Here is a 15,650-nt window from a genome sequence, read left to right on the forward strand (position 1 = left end):
CCGCCCCTTGTAGGAGCGAGCTTGCTCGCGATGATCGTCAACGATAACGCGGTAGGCCCGGCAGCCCGCAGCGTTCTCAGGTTCATCGCGAGCAGGCTCGCTCCTACAGAGGATCAGTGCTGAGCCTGGGGAACCTGTTCCATCTCGAGAATCGCGCTGTTCACTTCTTCCGGCACCTTCACGAAAATGCTGTATTTCGCGCCCTCCATGGCCTCGAAGGCGATCAGCTTTTCCACCAGCGGTCCGTTCAGCACCTTGCCGGCGTTGAGCAACAGCATGCCGTTGTCGGCGTTGAGGTTGCGCGCCAGGACCATCCCCGCTGCCAATTCCCGGGTGGTCATGACCTTGACCATCGGATCGGCCAGGGACACATCACTCAGGTACGCGGCACACACCTTGATGAAATCCTCCACCATCTCGGGGTCGTAGAGTTTTCCGGCGTAGCTGCGGATATACACCAGCGCCTCATCGCTGTTCATCTGCCGCTCCAGGATCAACCCGCGTTGCAACTCGATGAAATCCACTGCCAGTTTCAACAGCCGGGAACCGACCGGTATCGCTTCGCCCCTGAGCCGGTCGGGAAAACCGCTGCCGTCCCAACGCTCCTGATGGTGAAGAATCAGACGGGCAGCGTCCTTCATCGGATCGAGCGTCATCAACAGGGATTCGCTCTGCTTCGGGTAATTGCGATAACGCTCGCGATCATTGTGATGCAACAGGTCCGCGGGGGCGGTCATCATGCTGTCGGTCCAGCTCAGCTTGCCGATGTTGTAGAGCGCCGCCGCCATGGTCAGGTCGCGGCTGGTGCCTTCGTCCAGGCCATGAAGTTTGCAGTACACCCGCACCAGCTCGATGATCTGGCGGTTGGTCTGCTTGGCCGGCGGCATGCGCAGGTTGGCCAGCAGCGAGAACATTTCGGTGCCGGTGACATAGCTGTGCTTGAGCTCTTCGTAGGCCAGGTCGAGCATGTCGGCGGTCTGCTGCAACTCAGCGGTGCGGGAGGCAACGCGTTTGTCCAGGGTGATGTTGAGCAGTTTCAATTCCTGGTTCTGATCCCACGTTTCCTGGACCAGACGCAACCGTTCACGCTCGGAATGCTGATACGCGAGTGATTGTCGCAGTACCAGCAGCATTTCCTCATCGTGCCAGGGTTTGCTGATGTAACGGTGAATTTGCCCGTCATTGATGGCTTTGATAATGGCTGACGGATCGGCATAACCGGTCAGCATGATGCGCACGGTATCGGGGTAATGCTGATGGATGAGGGCCAGCAGCGTGGCGCCGTCCATGTTGGGCATGCGCGCGTCACTCATCACCAGGTCGATGGGCTGCTGCGCCATGATTTCCAGGGCCTGGGCGCCGCTGGTGGCCAGCAACACGTCGTAGGGCTGGCCGCGCAACAGTCGACGCAGGCTATTGAGGATGGACTCCTCATCGTCGACCAGCAGCACTTTGGGTTTATAGGTGGACCTCGTGGGGAGTTGCTCTTCCATGGCATTACCTCGGGCGAAAACGGTTACAGCGATATGTCGGGAACCGGGCAAACATCCCCTATTGCCGGATCCTGACCTACAGGCTAGATGATTTTCGACCCACCACTGCAATGATTCGTTTCAGTCGGTTGCGCGAAGTCTGATCCGGGCGACTATGCTCACGTCACTCGGATCCATTATCTGTACGCTCGGCCAAGTGGTCAGGGAAAGGATGCCCCTTATGAACACGGTGTATCAAAACGCTGTCGGTCCCGGCATATGGCGATGAATACGCTGTTGTCGCGGACCAATCGTCGGATTCTTATCGTCGACGACACCGCTTCAATCCACGAGGACTTCATCAAGATCCTCAGCCCGCCTTCGTTTGACGACGACAGCCTGACCAGCGCTGAAAATGCCCTGTTCGGCACCACGGCGGCCATCACGTTGCAGAGCTTCATCCTAGATTCGGCGTTTCAGGGCCTTGAAGCACTGGACAAGGTCGAGACGGCCCTGGCCAACGACCTGCCTTATGCGATGGCCTTCATCGACATGCGCATGCCGCCGGGCTGGGACGGCCTGGAAACCATCGAACGGCTGTGGCAGGTCGATCCGAAGCTGCAAGTGGCGCTGTGCACGGCCTACTCCGACTATTCCTGGGAAGACATCGACGAGCGCCTGGAACTCGGCGACCGCCTGCTGATTCTCAAGAAACCGTTCGATGCCATCGAAATTCGCCAGATGGCCAGCGCGCTGACCGCCAAGTGGCAAATGACCGAAGACGCGGCGCTGAAGATGTCGCTGCTCGAACAAGCGGTCGAGGAGCGCACCCGGGAACTGTCCGATGCCAACATCATCGTGCAGAACAGCCCGACCATTCTCTATCGGTTGCGGGGCGAACCGTCGTTTCCACTGATGTACATCTCGCACAACATCACCAAATACGGGCATGTCGCGGCGAAACTGGTGGCCTCGGCCAACTGGGCCCGGGAGCTGATTCATCCTGACGATCAAGCGAAGGTCGACACGGCGATGGCGCGGGTGCTGGACCGCCATGCCGCCGGAGCGTCCATCGAGTTTCGGATGCGCACTGGCGAAGGGGCCTGGCGTTGGGTGGAAAACCGCTACATCCCGGTGCGCGACGATGAAGGCCGGCTGCTGGAAGTCGAAGGCATCATCATCGACATCACTGAGCGCAAGCTGGCCGAGGAGAAAATCTTCCTGCTGGCGCGCACCGACGGGCTGACCGGGCTGGTCAACCGCGCGACGCTGATCGAACGGCTGCACCAGGCCTTCGCCGCTGCGCGTCGTGGCGCGACCCCGTTTGCCATCTTTTATCTGGACCTGGATCACTTCAAACGCATCAACGATACCCTCGGGCACCCGGTGGGCGATCTGTTGCTGCAAGAAGTCGCCCGGCGGATCAAGGCGTGCGTACGTGAGAACGATATCGTCGCCCGCCTTGGCGGCGACGAGTTCGCGATCCTGCAACTGGACGTCAGCGACCCGACCCACTCCGCGTCCCTGGCCACCAAGGTCCGCGACGCGCTGGTGCTCCCCTACTCCCTGGCCGGCAACGATGTCCGGGTGTCGGTCAGCATCGGCATCAGCAGCTACAGCCCGGCCTGCACCAGCGCCGACGGCCTGCTGACCCAGGCCGACATGGCGCTCTATCGCTCCAAGGAAAAGGGCCGAAACCAGTACCACTTCCACTCCGAAGAGATCAATCAGGAGATGGTCGAGCGCATGACCATCGCCAGCGAATTGAGAGAGGCCATCGAGCACGATGAACTCGAACTGCGTTACTGGCCGGAAGTGGACCTGAGCAGCGGCAAGATCCTCGGGATGGAAGCGCAGGTCACCTGGAATCACCCCGGGCGCGGCTTGCTGGAAGCCTCCGCGTTCCTGCCTGCCGCCGAAAAGACCGGCACCATCATCGCCCTCGGTCACTGGGTGCTCGATCGCGCCTGCCGGCAAATGCGCCAGTGGCGGGATGAAGGTGTCGCGCCACCGGTGATTGCGATCAAGCTGTCCCTGGCCCAGCTCAAGAGCGGCCCGGAACTGATTTATGACGTGTTGCGCACCACCGCGCGCTGGGAGCTCTGCGCCTGGGACCTGCGCTTCGACGTCACCGAGGCGACGCTGGCCCAGACCAAATGGACCCACAACGATGTGCTGCCGCGCCTGCGGGAGCTGGGGGTGAAGATTGCCATCGACGACTTCGGCACCGAGTATTCGTCGTTCGATTACCTCAAGACCTATCAGGTCAATCACCTGAAGCTCGCTCAACCTTTCATCGATACCGCCGCCCGCGACCCGGCCAGTGCCAACACCTTGCGCGCCATTATCAATTTTGCCCGGGAGGTAGGGATCGGAATCATCGCCGAAGGTGTCGAAACCCAGGAACAGCGCAGTTCATTGATGGCCACCGGGTCGCCGATGAACGCCCAGGGTTACTTCTTCAGCAAAGCGGTCAGCAGCCAGCAGGCCGCCGAGCTGCTGAAAGCCGGAAGCATCGTGCCGATCCGGGACAACCCGCACCGGTCCACGGAGGACAAAGGATGAAAGTGCCTTGCGTGCGGACCAACCGGCGCATCCTGATCGTCGACGACACGCCTTCGATTCATGATGACTTCCGCAAGATCCTCGGCCCCGAAACCGACGATGAACAGACCCTCGCTGGCACAGAAGCCGCACTGTTCGGCACGCCGCATACGGATCGCCTGACGTTTCAGCTCGACTCGGCGTACCAGGGCCAGGAAGCCCTCGAACTGGTCAAACACGCATTGGCTGAAGGTCGCCCCTATGCGCTGGTGTTCACCGACATGCGCATGCCGCCGGGCTGGGACGGCCTGGAAACCATCAAGCAAATGTGGCAAGCCGACCCGCACCTGGAAATCGCGCTGTGCACCGCTTTTTCGGATTACACCTGGGAAGCCATGACCGAACGGCTGGAGTTCGGCGACCAGATGCTGGTGCTGAAAAAGCCCTTCGACAGCCTGGAAATCCGCCAGATGGCCAGTGCCCTGACCTGGAAATGGCAGATGGCGCAGGACGCGGCGATGAAAGTGCTGAGCCTGGAGCAAACCATCGAGGCGCGGGTTCACGAGCTGCTCAAGGTGTCGCACTTGCTGCAGTACGACGTGTTGACCGAGTTGCCCAACAGCACGTTGCTGGGTGACCGGTTGAACCAGTCGCTGGCCCTTTCACGACGCAATGACAAACAACTGGCAGTGATGTTTCTGGGGCTCGACCGCTTCAAGCGCATCAACAATGCGCTCGGCCATCCGGCCGGAGACGAGATGTTGAAACAGGTCAGTCGCAATCTGGTGGCCACCGTGCGCGAGTCGGATTCGGTGTTTCGCTATGGCTCCGACGAGTTCGTGGTCATCCTCGCCGACATTCGCCACCCTCAACAGACCAGGGGCATCGCCGAAAAACTCTTGAACGCCATTCGCATACCCCTGCATATCGCTGGCCACGACTTGAGCGTGACCGCGAGCCTGGGCATCAGCATTTATCCCGATGACGGCCTCGAAGCGATCGAGCTGATCAAAAAAGCCGAGACCGCGATGCGCAACATCAAGGAAATCGGCCCGAATGATTTCAGCTTTTTCATCGATGAAATGAACCAGCGCGCCAGGGATCAGCAAAGTATCGAAACCGGTATTCGCCTGGCGCTGGAGCGCAACGAGTTTGTCCTGCACTACCAACCCAAACTGGACCTGAGCAGTGGTCAGGTGGTTGGTGCCGAGGCGTTGATCCGCTGGCAGAAACCGGGGCACGGGTTGATCTACCCCTCGGAGTTCATCGGTGTGGCCGAAGACAGCGGTCTGATCGTGCCGCTGAGCAAATGGGTGCTGGCCGAGGCCTGTCGACAAGCCTGCGCCTGGCAAGCCGAAGGGCTGCCAAAAATATGCATGTCGGTGAATATGTCGGCCATCGATTTCCGCCAGCGCGACTTTGTCGACGGCATCGGACTGACCCTCGAACAAACGGGCCTGGAACCGGCGTTGCTGGAACTGGAAATCACCGAAGGCGTGTTGATGCAAAACATCGACACCACCGTCACCGCCCTGACCCGACTCAAAGTCATGGGTATCCGGCTGGCCATCGATGACTTCGGCACCGGCTACTCCAGCCTCAGCTACTTGCGGCGCTTTCCCATCGACGTGCTGAAAATCGACCAGTCGTTCATTCGCGGTTTAAGCACCGACAGCAACGACGCTGCACTGGTCAGCGCCATCATCAGCCTGGGCCGCAGCCTCAAGCTGACCATCATCGCCGAAGGGGTGGAAACCCTCGAACAGCTGGATTTCCTCAAGGCCCATCGATGTGAAGAAGGCCAGGGTTACTACTTCAGCAAAGCCGTCGAACCGGACGCCTTCGCCCGATACCTTGAGTCGGTGAAACCTGCTCCATTTACCGCCACGTGAACGATGCGCAACGACACACGGGCTATCAGCCAAGGAATTATCAGATGTCGCCGTCCATTCACTACCTGCTCCTGGTGCCGCTGCTCGGTTTCTGTCTGAGCACCGTCGCCGCGCCGCTGGACGAACCCCTCAAGCCACTGCCAACGGCGCCTGCACAGAATCCTCTGCGCGTCGAACTCGGTCGCCAGTTGTTCAATGAAACGCGGTTGTCGGTCAACAACACGCTGTCCTGCGCCAGCTGCCATCGACTGGAAAACGGCGGGGCCGATACCCAGGCGTTCTCCATCGGTTTCGCCGGTCAGCCAGTGACGATCAACACCCCCAGCGTGTTCAACGCCACCCTGAACTTCCGGCAGTTCTGGAACGGACGCGCCGACACCCTGGAAACCCAGGTCCATGAAGTGGTGAAAAGCCCCAGCGAAATGGGCAGCAACTGGGAGCACGTAGTGGAAGTGCTGTCCGCAGACACGGGTTACCGCAGCGCATTTACCAACGCCTACCCGGACGGCGTGACCATGAACAATGTGCAAAACGCCCTGGCCACCTACGAACGAACGCTGCTCAGCAGCAACTCGCGGTTTGATCAGTATCTGCTGGGTAACACCGACATCCTCACGACCGAGGAAAAGTACGGCTACCAACGCTTCAAGGATTATGGCTGCATCGCCTGCCATCAAGGCGTGAACATCGGCGGCAACATGTTCCAGAAGTTCGGTGTCATGGGCGATTACTTCAAGGTTCGCGGCAACCCGACCGACTCCGACCTGGGTCGCTATCTGGTGACCAAGGATGAAGAGGACCGCAACGTGTTCAAGGTACCGAGCCTGCGCAATGTCGCGGTGACCGCACCGTATTTTCACGACGGCTCGGCCAACACGCTGGAAGAGGCGGTGGACGTGATGTTCAAGTTCCAGCTCGGTCGCATTCCTTCCGCCGAAGACAAAACCCTGATCATCAAATTCCTCAAGACCCTGACCGGTGAGTGGGGAGGCAAACCCTTATGAAAATGTCCCGCCGTCGCAGCCTCGCACTGCTGGGCGTCGTCGCTTTGTTACTGGCCTCGACGCTGCTGTTCCTGTACCTCAAGTCGAATTCGAACGAGACGTCGACCTACGCCGAATCCCGGGACCTGATCGGCCGGATCAAACAGCTCAACGCGCAATGGGAAACCGAGATTCTCAAGGCCAGGATCGCCACCAACCACAACTACGATCCGTTGGTCGCGCCGCTGACCGAGATGACAAAGCTGTGGGAGCGGTTCGACACCATGGAGTCGAACCACGGCCGCAACGACTCGCCGATCTGGCGCGCCAGCCATGATGCGTACCTGGCCGCCATCGAGGAAAAGACCCGGCTGGTGGAACAGTTCAAGTCCCACAACGCGCTGCTGCGCAACTCACTGGCGTTCCTGCCCACCGCCGAGGACGACATTCAGGAGCCCCTGGCCCGGTTGGTGGATGGCGACAAACTGCAACTGCAGAACATCGCCACCGACACTTACGATTTGCTGCTCAGCAGCCTGGAGTTCGCCCAGGTCACTTCCGACGACAAGGCCGCTGACATTCTGGTCGGGCTGAACAAGCTAGGGGTGAACAAGCTGCGCCTGCCCGAGCAGTTTCACAGCCCGATCGATATTCTGAGCACCCACATTTCACTGATTCTGCGCGAACAACCGGTGGTCAACCGCTTGCTGGGAAATATCGAAGCGATTCCCGTCGCCGAGCGTCTGGACGACATCACCAGCCTGTTGAACAAGGACCAGCAACAGGCCGATGTGGTCGAGCAGCGTTATCACTTTTACATGCTGGTGTTCTCGGTGTTGCTGGTCCTGTTGCTGGTGTACCTGGCCATTCACTTGATGCGCAGTTTCAGCATTATCAATCGCGTCAACAGAGCCCTGAAAAACGCCAATGACGAACTGGAATTGCGGGTAGAAGAACGCACCCGTGAACTCAAGGATACCCAGAGCGAGCTGCTCGACACCGCGCGGCAGGCCGGCATGGCCGAGATCGCCACCAACGTGCTGCACAACGTCGGCAACGTGCTCAACAGCGTCAACATCTCGGCCGACCTGGTCTCGCGCAAACTGCGCGCCAGCAAGGCCCAGGGGCTGGGCAAAGCCATGCAATTGATCAACGAACACCCCGGCGACCTCGGCACCTTCCTGACCCAGGACGAGAAAGGCAAGTTGCTGCCCGGCTACCTCAACCAACTGGTCGAAGCCATCGCCCTCGAACAGCAAGGCATGAGCGACGAACTGGCCCAACTGAGCAAAAGTGTCGACCACATCAAGGACATCGTCGCCACCCAGCAATCCTACGCGGGCGCCAACAGCCTGGTGGAGCCGCTGCACATCAGCGAATTGCTGGAGGATGCCCTGCGCATGAATTCCGGCGCGCTGACCCGGCATCACGTCACGGTGGTCAAGGAGTACGGCGAGGTGCCGCAGGTCATGGGCGACAAGCACCGGTTGCTGCTGATCCTGATCAACCTGATCAGCAACGCCAAGTACGCGATGTCTGACCTCAGCAACCGCCCGCGACAAATGACCCTCGGGGTCAAAGTGGTCGACGACGCCACGCTGCAAGTCAGCGTCAAGGATGACGGCGAAGGCATCGCCCCGGAAAACATGACGCGCATCTTTGCCCACGGTTTCACCACCCGCAAGGAAGGTCACGGCTTTGGTCTGCACAGTTGCGCACTGGCAGCCATCGAGATGAATGGCCACCTCACCGCCCACAGCGACGGGCCGGGCAAGGGCGCGCTGTTCACCCTGCAGATCCCGCTGAAAACCGTCATGGAGGAGGCATGAGCGAACTGTCGAACCGCCGCATTTTGCTGATCGATGACACGCCGTCCATTCACGTGGATTTCCGCAAGATCCTCACGCCGACGCCCGTGCAGACCGTCGAGCTGGACGAGATGGAGGCCGCGCTGTTCGGCAGTGAAGTGAAATCCACCCGCGCGCTGTTCGAGCTGGATTCGGCGTATGGCGGCCAAGAGGGTCTGGGCAAACTCCAAGAAGCCTTGCAGCAAAACCAGCCCTACGCGCTGGCCTTCGTCGACATGCGCATGCCCGAAGGCTGGGACGGCGCACAAACCATCGAGCATCTGTGGCAGGAAGACCCGCGCCTGCAAGTGGTGGTGTGTACCGCCTACTCCGACTATTCCTGGGATGAACTGCTGGACCGTTTGCAGGCGCACGACCGTCTGCTGATTCTGAAAAAGCCGTTCGACAACATTGAAGTCCAGCAGATGGCCAACACCCTGCTGACCAAATGGGACATGACCGAACGGGCCTTTGTGCAGATGAGCCACCTGGAGCATCTGGTGGATCAGAGAACGACACAGTTCAAACAGGCCAGTGAGGCATTGCAACGGGAAATCGACGAACGCAAACAGCTTGAATCGCAATTGGTGCAGTCGGAAAAACTCGCGTCACTGGGGCAACTGGCGGCCGGCGTCGCCCATGAAATCAACAACCCCATCGGCTTCATTTCCTCCAACCTCGGCACCCTCGATGGCTATTTCAAACAGCTGCAGGAAATGCTCGACGCTTATCGGGATGCGGAAGAGGCGATCGGTTCCGGCGAGCTGGTCGAGCGCTTGAAACAGCTGCGTAAGCGGATCGAACTGGAATTCCTGCGCGACGACATCCCGTTGCTGATCAAGGAATCCAAGGACGGTATCAGCCGCGTCGGGCAGATCGTCAAAGACCTGAAGGAATTCTCGCGGGTGGACTCCAACCAGGAATGGCAGTGGGCGAATCTGCAGCAAGGCATCGAATCGACGCTGAACATCGTGGCCAATGAACTGAAGTACAAGGCCGATTTGGTGAAGGACTATCAAACGCTTCCCGACATCGAATGCCTGCCCTCGCAGATCAACCAGGTGATCATGAACCTCATCGTCAACGCCTCGCAGGCCATCGGCCCGGAACGTGGCACCCTCACCCTGCGCACGGGGATCGACGGTGAAAAGGTGTGGATCGAAGTCGCCGACACCGGCACCGGCATCCCGCCGGCCAGCCTGCAAAAAATCTTCGACCCGTTCTTCACCACCAAACCGGTGGGCCAGGGGACCGGGCTGGGGTTGTCCCTGTCCTATGGCATCGTGAAGAAACACCGGGGGGACATTTCGGTGGTGAGTGAAGTCGGCGCTGGCAGCACTTTCCGCGTCGAATTGCCGATCCACCAATCAAAACCCACTGCCTGAACACAGCCCCCCCTGTAGGAGCTGGCTTGCCAGCGATGGCAATCTCAAGACCTGCGTAAATCTTGAGACCGCCATCGCCGGCAAGCCAGGCTCCTACAGGAGTTCGGCGTACCTCAGGTGGCTTCCTGAAAATCCATCTCCGGTGGCTGGCGACGGAATCCGCCGGTCAGCACCGCCAGGTACACCACGCCAATCGCCAGCCAGCTCAGGCCCAGGTAAATCGCCAGGTGATCGAGGCTGACCATCAGCCACAAATCCGCTGCCAGGCCAATGAACGGGAAAATCAGGAACAGCACCAACTCACGCAGCCCCTTTTTCTCGCCGCCAATCCAGTAGTGAAAAATCACCGACAGGTTCACCAGGCTGAACGCCAGGAACGCGCCGAAGTTGATGAACGAGGTCGAGGTGGTGACGTCCAGTTTCAGCGCCAGCAACGCAACCACTGCGCACAGCAGGATGCTGTTGATCGGCGTCCCGAAACGCTCATGCAACGTACCGAAGAAGGATTTCGGCAGCACGCCGTCGCGGCCCATGGCGTAGAGCAGGCGCGAACCGCTGGCCTGAGCCGACAGCCCCGAGGCGAATTGACCGACGATCAAGCCGATCAGGAAGATCGACACAAACAGGTCGCCACCGATGTTGCGGGCAATTTCATAGGCCGCCGAATCGACGCTGTCGAACTGGAACGACGGGTGCGCGATCTGCACGAAGTACGACACGCCGACAAAGATCAGCCCGCCGATCAGGGTAATCAGCATGATCGCCCGCGGGATGGTGCGGCGCGGATCGCGGGTTTCTTCGGTCAGGGTACTGACCGCGTCGAAGCCGAGGAACGAGTAACAGGCGATGGCGGCACCGCTCATGATCAGTGGCATCTGCATGTCGCCGTTGAAGAACGGCTTCACCGACCACAACGGCGTGCTCGCATCGCCGCCAACGTAGTGGACGCACAGCGCCACGAAGGCAATCAGCACCAGAAACTGCACCAGCATCAGCAAGGCGTTGATGCCGTTGGCCAGTTTCAGGCCGACGATGTTGATTGCGCTGGTGATGCCGATGAACGCCAGCACCCAGATCCATTGCGGCACGGCCGGGAATGCGGAGTTGAGGTAAGCCGCGCCGATCAGCCAGATTGCCATCGGCAGGAACAGGTAATCGAGCAGCACCGCCCAACCGGCGATGAAACCGAGTTTCGGGCTGATCGCCTTGCGCACGTAGCTATAGGCCGAACCAGCGACAGGGAATGCCGAGGCCATCCGGCCGTAACTCATGGCGGTAAAGAACATCGCCACCAGCGCCGCGAGGTACGCGGCCGGTACCATGCCAGCGGTGGATTGAGCGAGGATGCCGAAAGTGCCGAGCACAATGATCGGCGTCATGTAGGCGATGCCAAACAGCACCACCGACCCCAATGACAGGGTGCGTTGCAAACGAGCCATGAGCGACTACTCCGAATTTTATTGGATTTATGGCAGAGCCGAGTTCGGCGCAAATTACGGGTGTTGCGTTTGTTGTTCTTGGTTTCAGACCGACAAAGATGTGTTGCCTGTCAGGGCCCCATCGCCGGCAAGCCAGCTCCTACAGTTGATCGCGGGCGGTCACAAACTCTGTGTTCACTAGAGATCCCTGTAGGAGCTGGCTTGCCAGCGAAAGCGTCAGCCGCTCAGCGCACAGGAATCAGCAGCTCCCTCAATCCAGAAGCATGCTCAACCATCTCCCCCGGCAACTTCAGCCGCTGATCATCCAGGTACCGATAATCTTGGCGCGCCGCTTCCAGCTGACTGAAATCCAGCTCCACCGCAAACTGCCCCTCCTCCCGCCCGGCCTCGAACAACAGCGTGCCCAGCGGATTCACCAGCGCACTGCCGCCGGCAAACAACAACCCGCCATCGCCCTCTTCCACCCGGTTGACCATCAGCGCAAACGCCTGGTTTTCCTGGGCGCGGGCCATGATCGCGGTGCGGTGCGTCGGGCCGTACGGGTCCATGTTGCCGTTGGTGACGATCAGCAATTCGGCGCCCAGTTGCGCCAGGGCGCGGGCGGTTTCCGGGAATTCGATGTCGTAGCAGATCAGCAGGCCGACCCGCACGCCGTTCCACAGGCACGTGGCGTAGCGGTCGCCCGGCTCGTACACGCCGCGATCCGACGCCCACAGGTGCGTCTTGCGGTATTTCAGCGCGATGCCTTGCGGGGTGATCAGCAGTGTGGTGTTGAAAAAACGCCCGTTGTCGTTTTCCGCCGTACCGATCACCACGGCGATGTTGCGCTCGCGGGCCGCGGCGACGATTGCGCTGACGGTCGGACCGTTCAGCGGTTCGGCAACGGCTGCCACGGTCTCTGCCGACGGGAAGCCCATCAAGTGGCTTTCGGGAAACATGATCAACTGCGTGTCGGCGGCGCAGGCACCAATCGCCGCCAGCGCGCGTTCGAGGTTGTAAGCCGTGTCGTTGTCACGGCCCGCCAGTTGGGCGAGTTCGACCTTCATGGGTAGTCCTTGTTCTAGTGGCCGGGCGGCAGAAAGATTGCCCGGTCGTTGTCTGTGCGCCAGTATGCGCAGCAAGCAACCGGCCAGGGAATCACGCGGCTGGGGTAACCCGATAGGGGTAGATGCATGACACTTTCGTTAGACGACATCGCCTGGCACCGTTCGGTCGGGCAACTGATCGACGCCCTCGACAAGCCGAATTTCTGGACGCAGCTTGTCCGGTTACTGGATCAATACGTCACCTTCGACAGTTGGGTGGCGCTGCTTTTCAGCGCCGATCAGCACCCGCAAGTGTTCGCCGAATGTCCCGGTGAAGACGGCAGCCCGGATCAGTTGTTCCAGGATTACCTGCGCGGTTTGTACCTGCTCGACCCGTTCTACATCGCCTGCCGCGAGCAATCGCGCACCGGGCTGTATCGCCTGTCGGAAGTGGCGCCGGAGCACTTTGAGCTGACCGAGTATTACCAGCGCTACTTTCGTCTGAATGTGGTGGCCGATGAAATCCAGTTCAATTGTCAGCTCGAAGGCGACCGCACGTTGTGCCTGTCACTGGGCAGCAAACAGCGTTTCAGCGGCCAGCAGATCGCGTTGCTGTCGCTGATTCAGCCATGGGTGCTGGGTTTGTTGCGTCAGCGCCTGCCCTACGAAATCAACGAAGTCGTGGCACTCGCGCCGGCACCGGTCCAAGGTGACTGGCGCGTTCAGCTGGAAGCCTCGGTGCAACAACTCAAGGGCGCGCAATTGACCGCCCGGGAGCTGGATGTCGGGCGTTTGATGCTCAGCGGTTGCTCCAGTAAAGAAATCGCCCGTAAGCTGGAAATCTCTGTCGAAACCGTGAAAGTCCATAAGAAACACATGTACAGCAAGCTGGGGATCAAGTCCCAGTCCGAGCTGTTTTCGATTTTCCTCCAGGCGCAGAATGCCTGACATAGCACGGTCCCGTAGGAGCGAAGCTTGCTCGCGAAGAGGCCATCACATTCAACATTGATGTTGGCTGAAACGTTGCTTTCGCGAGCAAGCTTCGCTCCTACAGGGATAGGTGTGCCGAACACAACCGAGTCCGAACCCAAGGAAACCGTATGAGCCTGTCACTCCTGAGCCGCTACGCCTTCTTTGCCGTCTGTGTGATTTTCACCCTCGCCAGTCTGCCGTTCCTGGAACACGACTGGCTCTGGCCGATCACCGCTGTCACCGGCGTCCTGAGCCTCGTGGGCCTGTTTGATCTGCTGCAAAGCCCTCACGCCGTACGCCGCAACTACCCGATCCTCGGCAACATCCGCTATCTGGTGGAGGGCATCCGTCCGGAAATCCGCCAGTACCTGCTCGAATCCGACAGCGACGCCCTGCCCTTCTCCCGGGCCCAGCGTTCGCTGGTCTATTCCCGCGCCAAGAACGAAAGCGCCGACAAACCCTTCGGCACGTTGATCGACGTGTACCAATCCGGTTTCGAATTCATCGGCCACTCGATGCGCCCGGCGCCGTTGAGTGACCCGAACAGTTTCCGAACCCTGGTCGGCGGCCCGCAGTGCACACAGCCGTACTCGGCATCGGTGTTCAACATCTCGGCCATGAGTTTCGGTTCGCTCAGCGCCAACGCCATTCGTGCCTTGAACCAAGGCGCCAAGCTCGGCAACTTTGCCCACGACACCGGTGAAGGCAGCATCAGTGCCTATCACCGGGAAAACGGTGGCGACCTGACCTGGGAGCTCGGCAGCGGCTACTTCGGTTGCCGCACCGCAGACGGTCGCTTCGACCCGGAACGCTTCGCCGCCCAAGCGCAAACCCCGCAGGTGCGGATGATCGAAATCAAAATGAGCCAAGGCGCCAAACCCGGCCACGGCGGGATTCTGCCCAAGCACAAGGTCACCAAGGAAATCGCTGAAACCCGTGGCATCCTGATGGGCGAAGACTGCATCTCGCCATCGCGGCACAGTGCGTTTTCCACGCCAATCGAACTGATGCACTTCATCCAGCAATTGCGTGAACTGTCCGGCGGAAAACCGGTGGGCTTCAAGTTCTGCCTCGGCCATCCGTGGGAATTCATGGGCATCGCCAAGGCCATGCTGGAAACCGGCATCCTCCCGGACTTCATCGTCGTCGATGGCAAGGAAGGCGGCACGGGGGCAGCGCCTGTGGAGTTCACCGACCACATCGGCGTGCCGATGCGCGAAGGTCTGCTGTTCGTGCACAACACGCTGGTGGGCCTGAACCTGCGGGACAAAATCAAACTCGGCGCCAGCGGCAAGATTGTCAGCGCCTTCGACATCGCCAGCGTGCTGGCCATCGGCGCCGACTGGGCCAACTCGGCGCGCGGCTTCATGTTCGCCATCGGCTGCATCCAGTCGCAGTCGTGCCACACCAACAAATGCCCGACCGGCGTCGCCACGCAGGACACCCTGCGCCAGCGCGCCCTCGTCGTCCCGGACAAGGCTCAGCGGGTGTTCAACTTCCACCGCAACACCCTCAAGGCACTCGCGGAAATGCTCGCCGCCGCCGGCCTCGATCATCCGTCGCAGTTGTCGGCCAAGCACCTGGTGCGGCGCATGTCGGCGACCGAGATCAAGCTGTTCTCGCAGCTGCATGTGTTTTTGAAACCGGGGGAATTGCTCACAGGAGAAGTGAACGGCGAGTTCTACTCACGCATGTGGCAGATGGCGCGGGCGGACAGTTTTGAGCCCAATGAGTTGGCTGCGGCGTAAACACTGTTTGAACGCCAGTCTCGTAGGGAGGCTGGCTTTACACCAAGGAAGAACATTTTGCTGAAAGTAATCGCTCAGGATTTCATCAAACCCGAATACATTGAAACGGTTCGCCCGTGGTACACCGAACTGGTCGAGAAGACTCGAATGGAGCCCGATTGCATCGCTTACGACCTGTTCATCGATCAAAAAGACCCTGGCCACTTTATCTTCGTCGAACAATGGCCGAATCAGGCGGCGCTGGATGCTCATTGCCAGTCTGAGCACTTTCGGCGGTTGGTGCCGCAGATCAACCGTTTCCAGGCCCGGGATTGCATTATCGTGCTGATGGATGCGTTCTGAG

The 15,650-nt window shown here is 59.9% G+C and carries 11 protein-coding genes; 8 read left to right on the forward strand and 3 right to left on the reverse strand.

The window, feature by feature from the left end; genetic code table 11:
* Positions 1 to 113: 113 nt before the first annotated feature.
* On the reverse strand, positions 114 to 1,493 hold the full coding sequence (locus IB246_RS12730) for an HD domain-containing phosphohydrolase (protein ID WP_008043575.1): 1,380 nt from the start codon (positions 1,491 to 1,493) through the stop codon (positions 114 to 116).
* A 258-nt stretch (positions 1,494 to 1,751) separates the two neighbouring features.
* On the opposite strand from IB246_RS12730, the gene IB246_RS12735 reads away from it, so the two are divergent.
* The 5 genes from IB246_RS12735 to IB246_RS12755 are packed head-to-tail and all read left to right on the forward strand — an operon-like array spanning position 1,752 to position 10,123.
* Entirely contained in the window at positions 1,752 to 4,037 is a 2,286-nt protein-coding gene (locus IB246_RS12735; RefSeq protein ID WP_008043573.1) for a putative bifunctional diguanylate cyclase/phosphodiesterase, read from the forward strand.
* Complete coding sequence (locus IB246_RS12740; protein WP_008043572.1) at positions 4,034 to 5,908, forward strand: putative bifunctional diguanylate cyclase/phosphodiesterase; 1,875 nt, start codon at positions 4,034 to 4,036, stop codon at positions 5,906 to 5,908. Before IB246_RS12735 ends, IB246_RS12740 begins: the two co-directional genes overlap by 4 nt.
* A 44-nt stretch (positions 5,909 to 5,952) precedes the next feature.
* Positions 5,953 to 6,912 carry a cytochrome-c peroxidase gene (locus IB246_RS12745; protein ID WP_008043570.1) on the forward strand — a complete coding sequence of 320 codons (960 nt, stop codon included), beginning with the start codon at positions 5,953 to 5,955 and terminating at the stop codon, positions 6,910 to 6,912.
* On the forward strand, positions 6,909 to 8,720 hold the full coding sequence (locus IB246_RS12750) for a DAHL domain-containing protein (RefSeq protein ID WP_008043569.1): 1,812 nt from the start codon (positions 6,909 to 6,911) through the stop codon (positions 8,718 to 8,720). Before IB246_RS12745 ends, IB246_RS12750 begins: the two co-directional genes overlap by 4 nt.
* Positions 8,717 to 10,123: an ATP-binding protein gene (locus IB246_RS12755; protein WP_008043568.1), complete on the forward strand. Its 1,407-nt coding sequence runs from the start codon at positions 8,717 to 8,719 to the stop codon at positions 10,121 to 10,123. Before IB246_RS12750 ends, IB246_RS12755 begins: the two co-directional genes overlap by 4 nt.
* Before the next feature lie 113 nt (positions 10,124 to 10,236).
* Here the strand turns inward: IB246_RS12755 and IB246_RS12760 are convergent, their stop codons facing one another.
* Positions 10,237 to 11,562, reverse strand: coding sequence for an APC family permease (locus IB246_RS12760; RefSeq protein WP_008032234.1), 1,326 nt, complete (start codon positions 11,560 to 11,562; stop codon positions 10,237 to 10,239).
* A 224-nt stretch (positions 11,563 to 11,786) separates the two neighbouring features.
* Positions 11,787 to 12,608 carry a carbon-nitrogen hydrolase family protein gene (locus IB246_RS12765; RefSeq protein ID WP_008043565.1) on the reverse strand — a complete coding sequence of 274 codons (822 nt, stop codon included), beginning with the start codon at positions 12,606 to 12,608 and terminating at the stop codon, positions 11,787 to 11,789.
* 126 nt (positions 12,609 to 12,734) lie between these two features.
* On the opposite strand from IB246_RS12765, the gene IB246_RS12770 reads away from it, so the two are divergent.
* The 3 genes from IB246_RS12770 (at position 12,735) to IB246_RS12780 (ending at position 15,649) form a co-directional block, all read left to right on the forward strand.
* Positions 12,735 to 13,535, forward strand: a complete 801-nt coding sequence (locus IB246_RS12770; protein ID WP_008032237.1) for a helix-turn-helix transcriptional regulator — start codon at positions 12,735 to 12,737, stop codon at positions 13,533 to 13,535.
* Positions 13,536 to 13,687: 152 nt separating this feature from the next.
* Positions 13,688 to 15,307, forward strand: a complete 1,620-nt coding sequence (locus IB246_RS12775) for an FMN-binding glutamate synthase family protein (protein ID WP_008043564.1) — start codon at positions 13,688 to 13,690, stop codon at positions 15,305 to 15,307.
* A 57-nt stretch (positions 15,308 to 15,364) separates the two neighbouring features.
* Entirely contained in the window at positions 15,365 to 15,649 is a 285-nt protein-coding gene (locus IB246_RS12780; protein ID WP_008043562.1) for a putative quinol monooxygenase, read from the forward strand.
* The last annotated feature ends 1 nt before the right edge of the window (position 15,650 follow it).

The sequence above is a fragment of the Pseudomonas sp. PDM01 genome (assembly GCF_014852325.1).
Taxonomy (GTDB): domain Bacteria; phylum Pseudomonadota; class Gammaproteobacteria; order Pseudomonadales; family Pseudomonadaceae; genus Aquipseudomonas; species Aquipseudomonas migulae.

Coding starts and splice junctions, on each gene's coding strand:
- IB246_RS12755 (WP_008043568.1), top strand. CDS start 8,717: ATGAGCGAACTGTCGAACCGCCGCATTTTGCTGATCGATGACACGCCG.
- IB246_RS12775 (WP_008043564.1), top strand. CDS start 13,688: ATGAGCCTGTCACTCCTGAGCCGCTACGCCTTCTTTGCCGTCTGTGTG.
- IB246_RS12770 (WP_008032237.1), top strand. CDS start 12,735: ATGACACTTTCGTTAGACGACATCGCCTGGCACCGTTCGGTCGGGCAA.
- IB246_RS12740 (WP_008043572.1), top strand. CDS start 4,034: ATGAAAGTGCCTTGCGTGCGGACCAACCGGCGCATCCTGATCGTCGAC.
- IB246_RS12760 (WP_008032234.1), bottom strand. CDS start 11,562: ATGGCTCGTTTGCAACGCACCCTGTCATTGGGGTCGGTGGTGCTGTTT.
- IB246_RS12735 (WP_008043573.1), top strand. CDS start 1,752: ATGGCGATGAATACGCTGTTGTCGCGGACCAATCGTCGGATTCTTATC.
- IB246_RS12750 (WP_008043569.1), top strand. CDS start 6,909: ATGAAAATGTCCCGCCGTCGCAGCCTCGCACTGCTGGGCGTCGTCGCT.
- IB246_RS12765 (WP_008043565.1), bottom strand. CDS start 12,608: ATGAAGGTCGAACTCGCCCAACTGGCGGGCCGTGACAACGACACGGCT.
- IB246_RS12730 (WP_008043575.1), bottom strand. CDS start 1,493: ATGGAAGAGCAACTCCCCACGAGGTCCACCTATAAACCCAAAGTGCTG.
- IB246_RS12745 (WP_008043570.1), top strand. CDS start 5,953: ATGTCGCCGTCCATTCACTACCTGCTCCTGGTGCCGCTGCTCGGTTTC.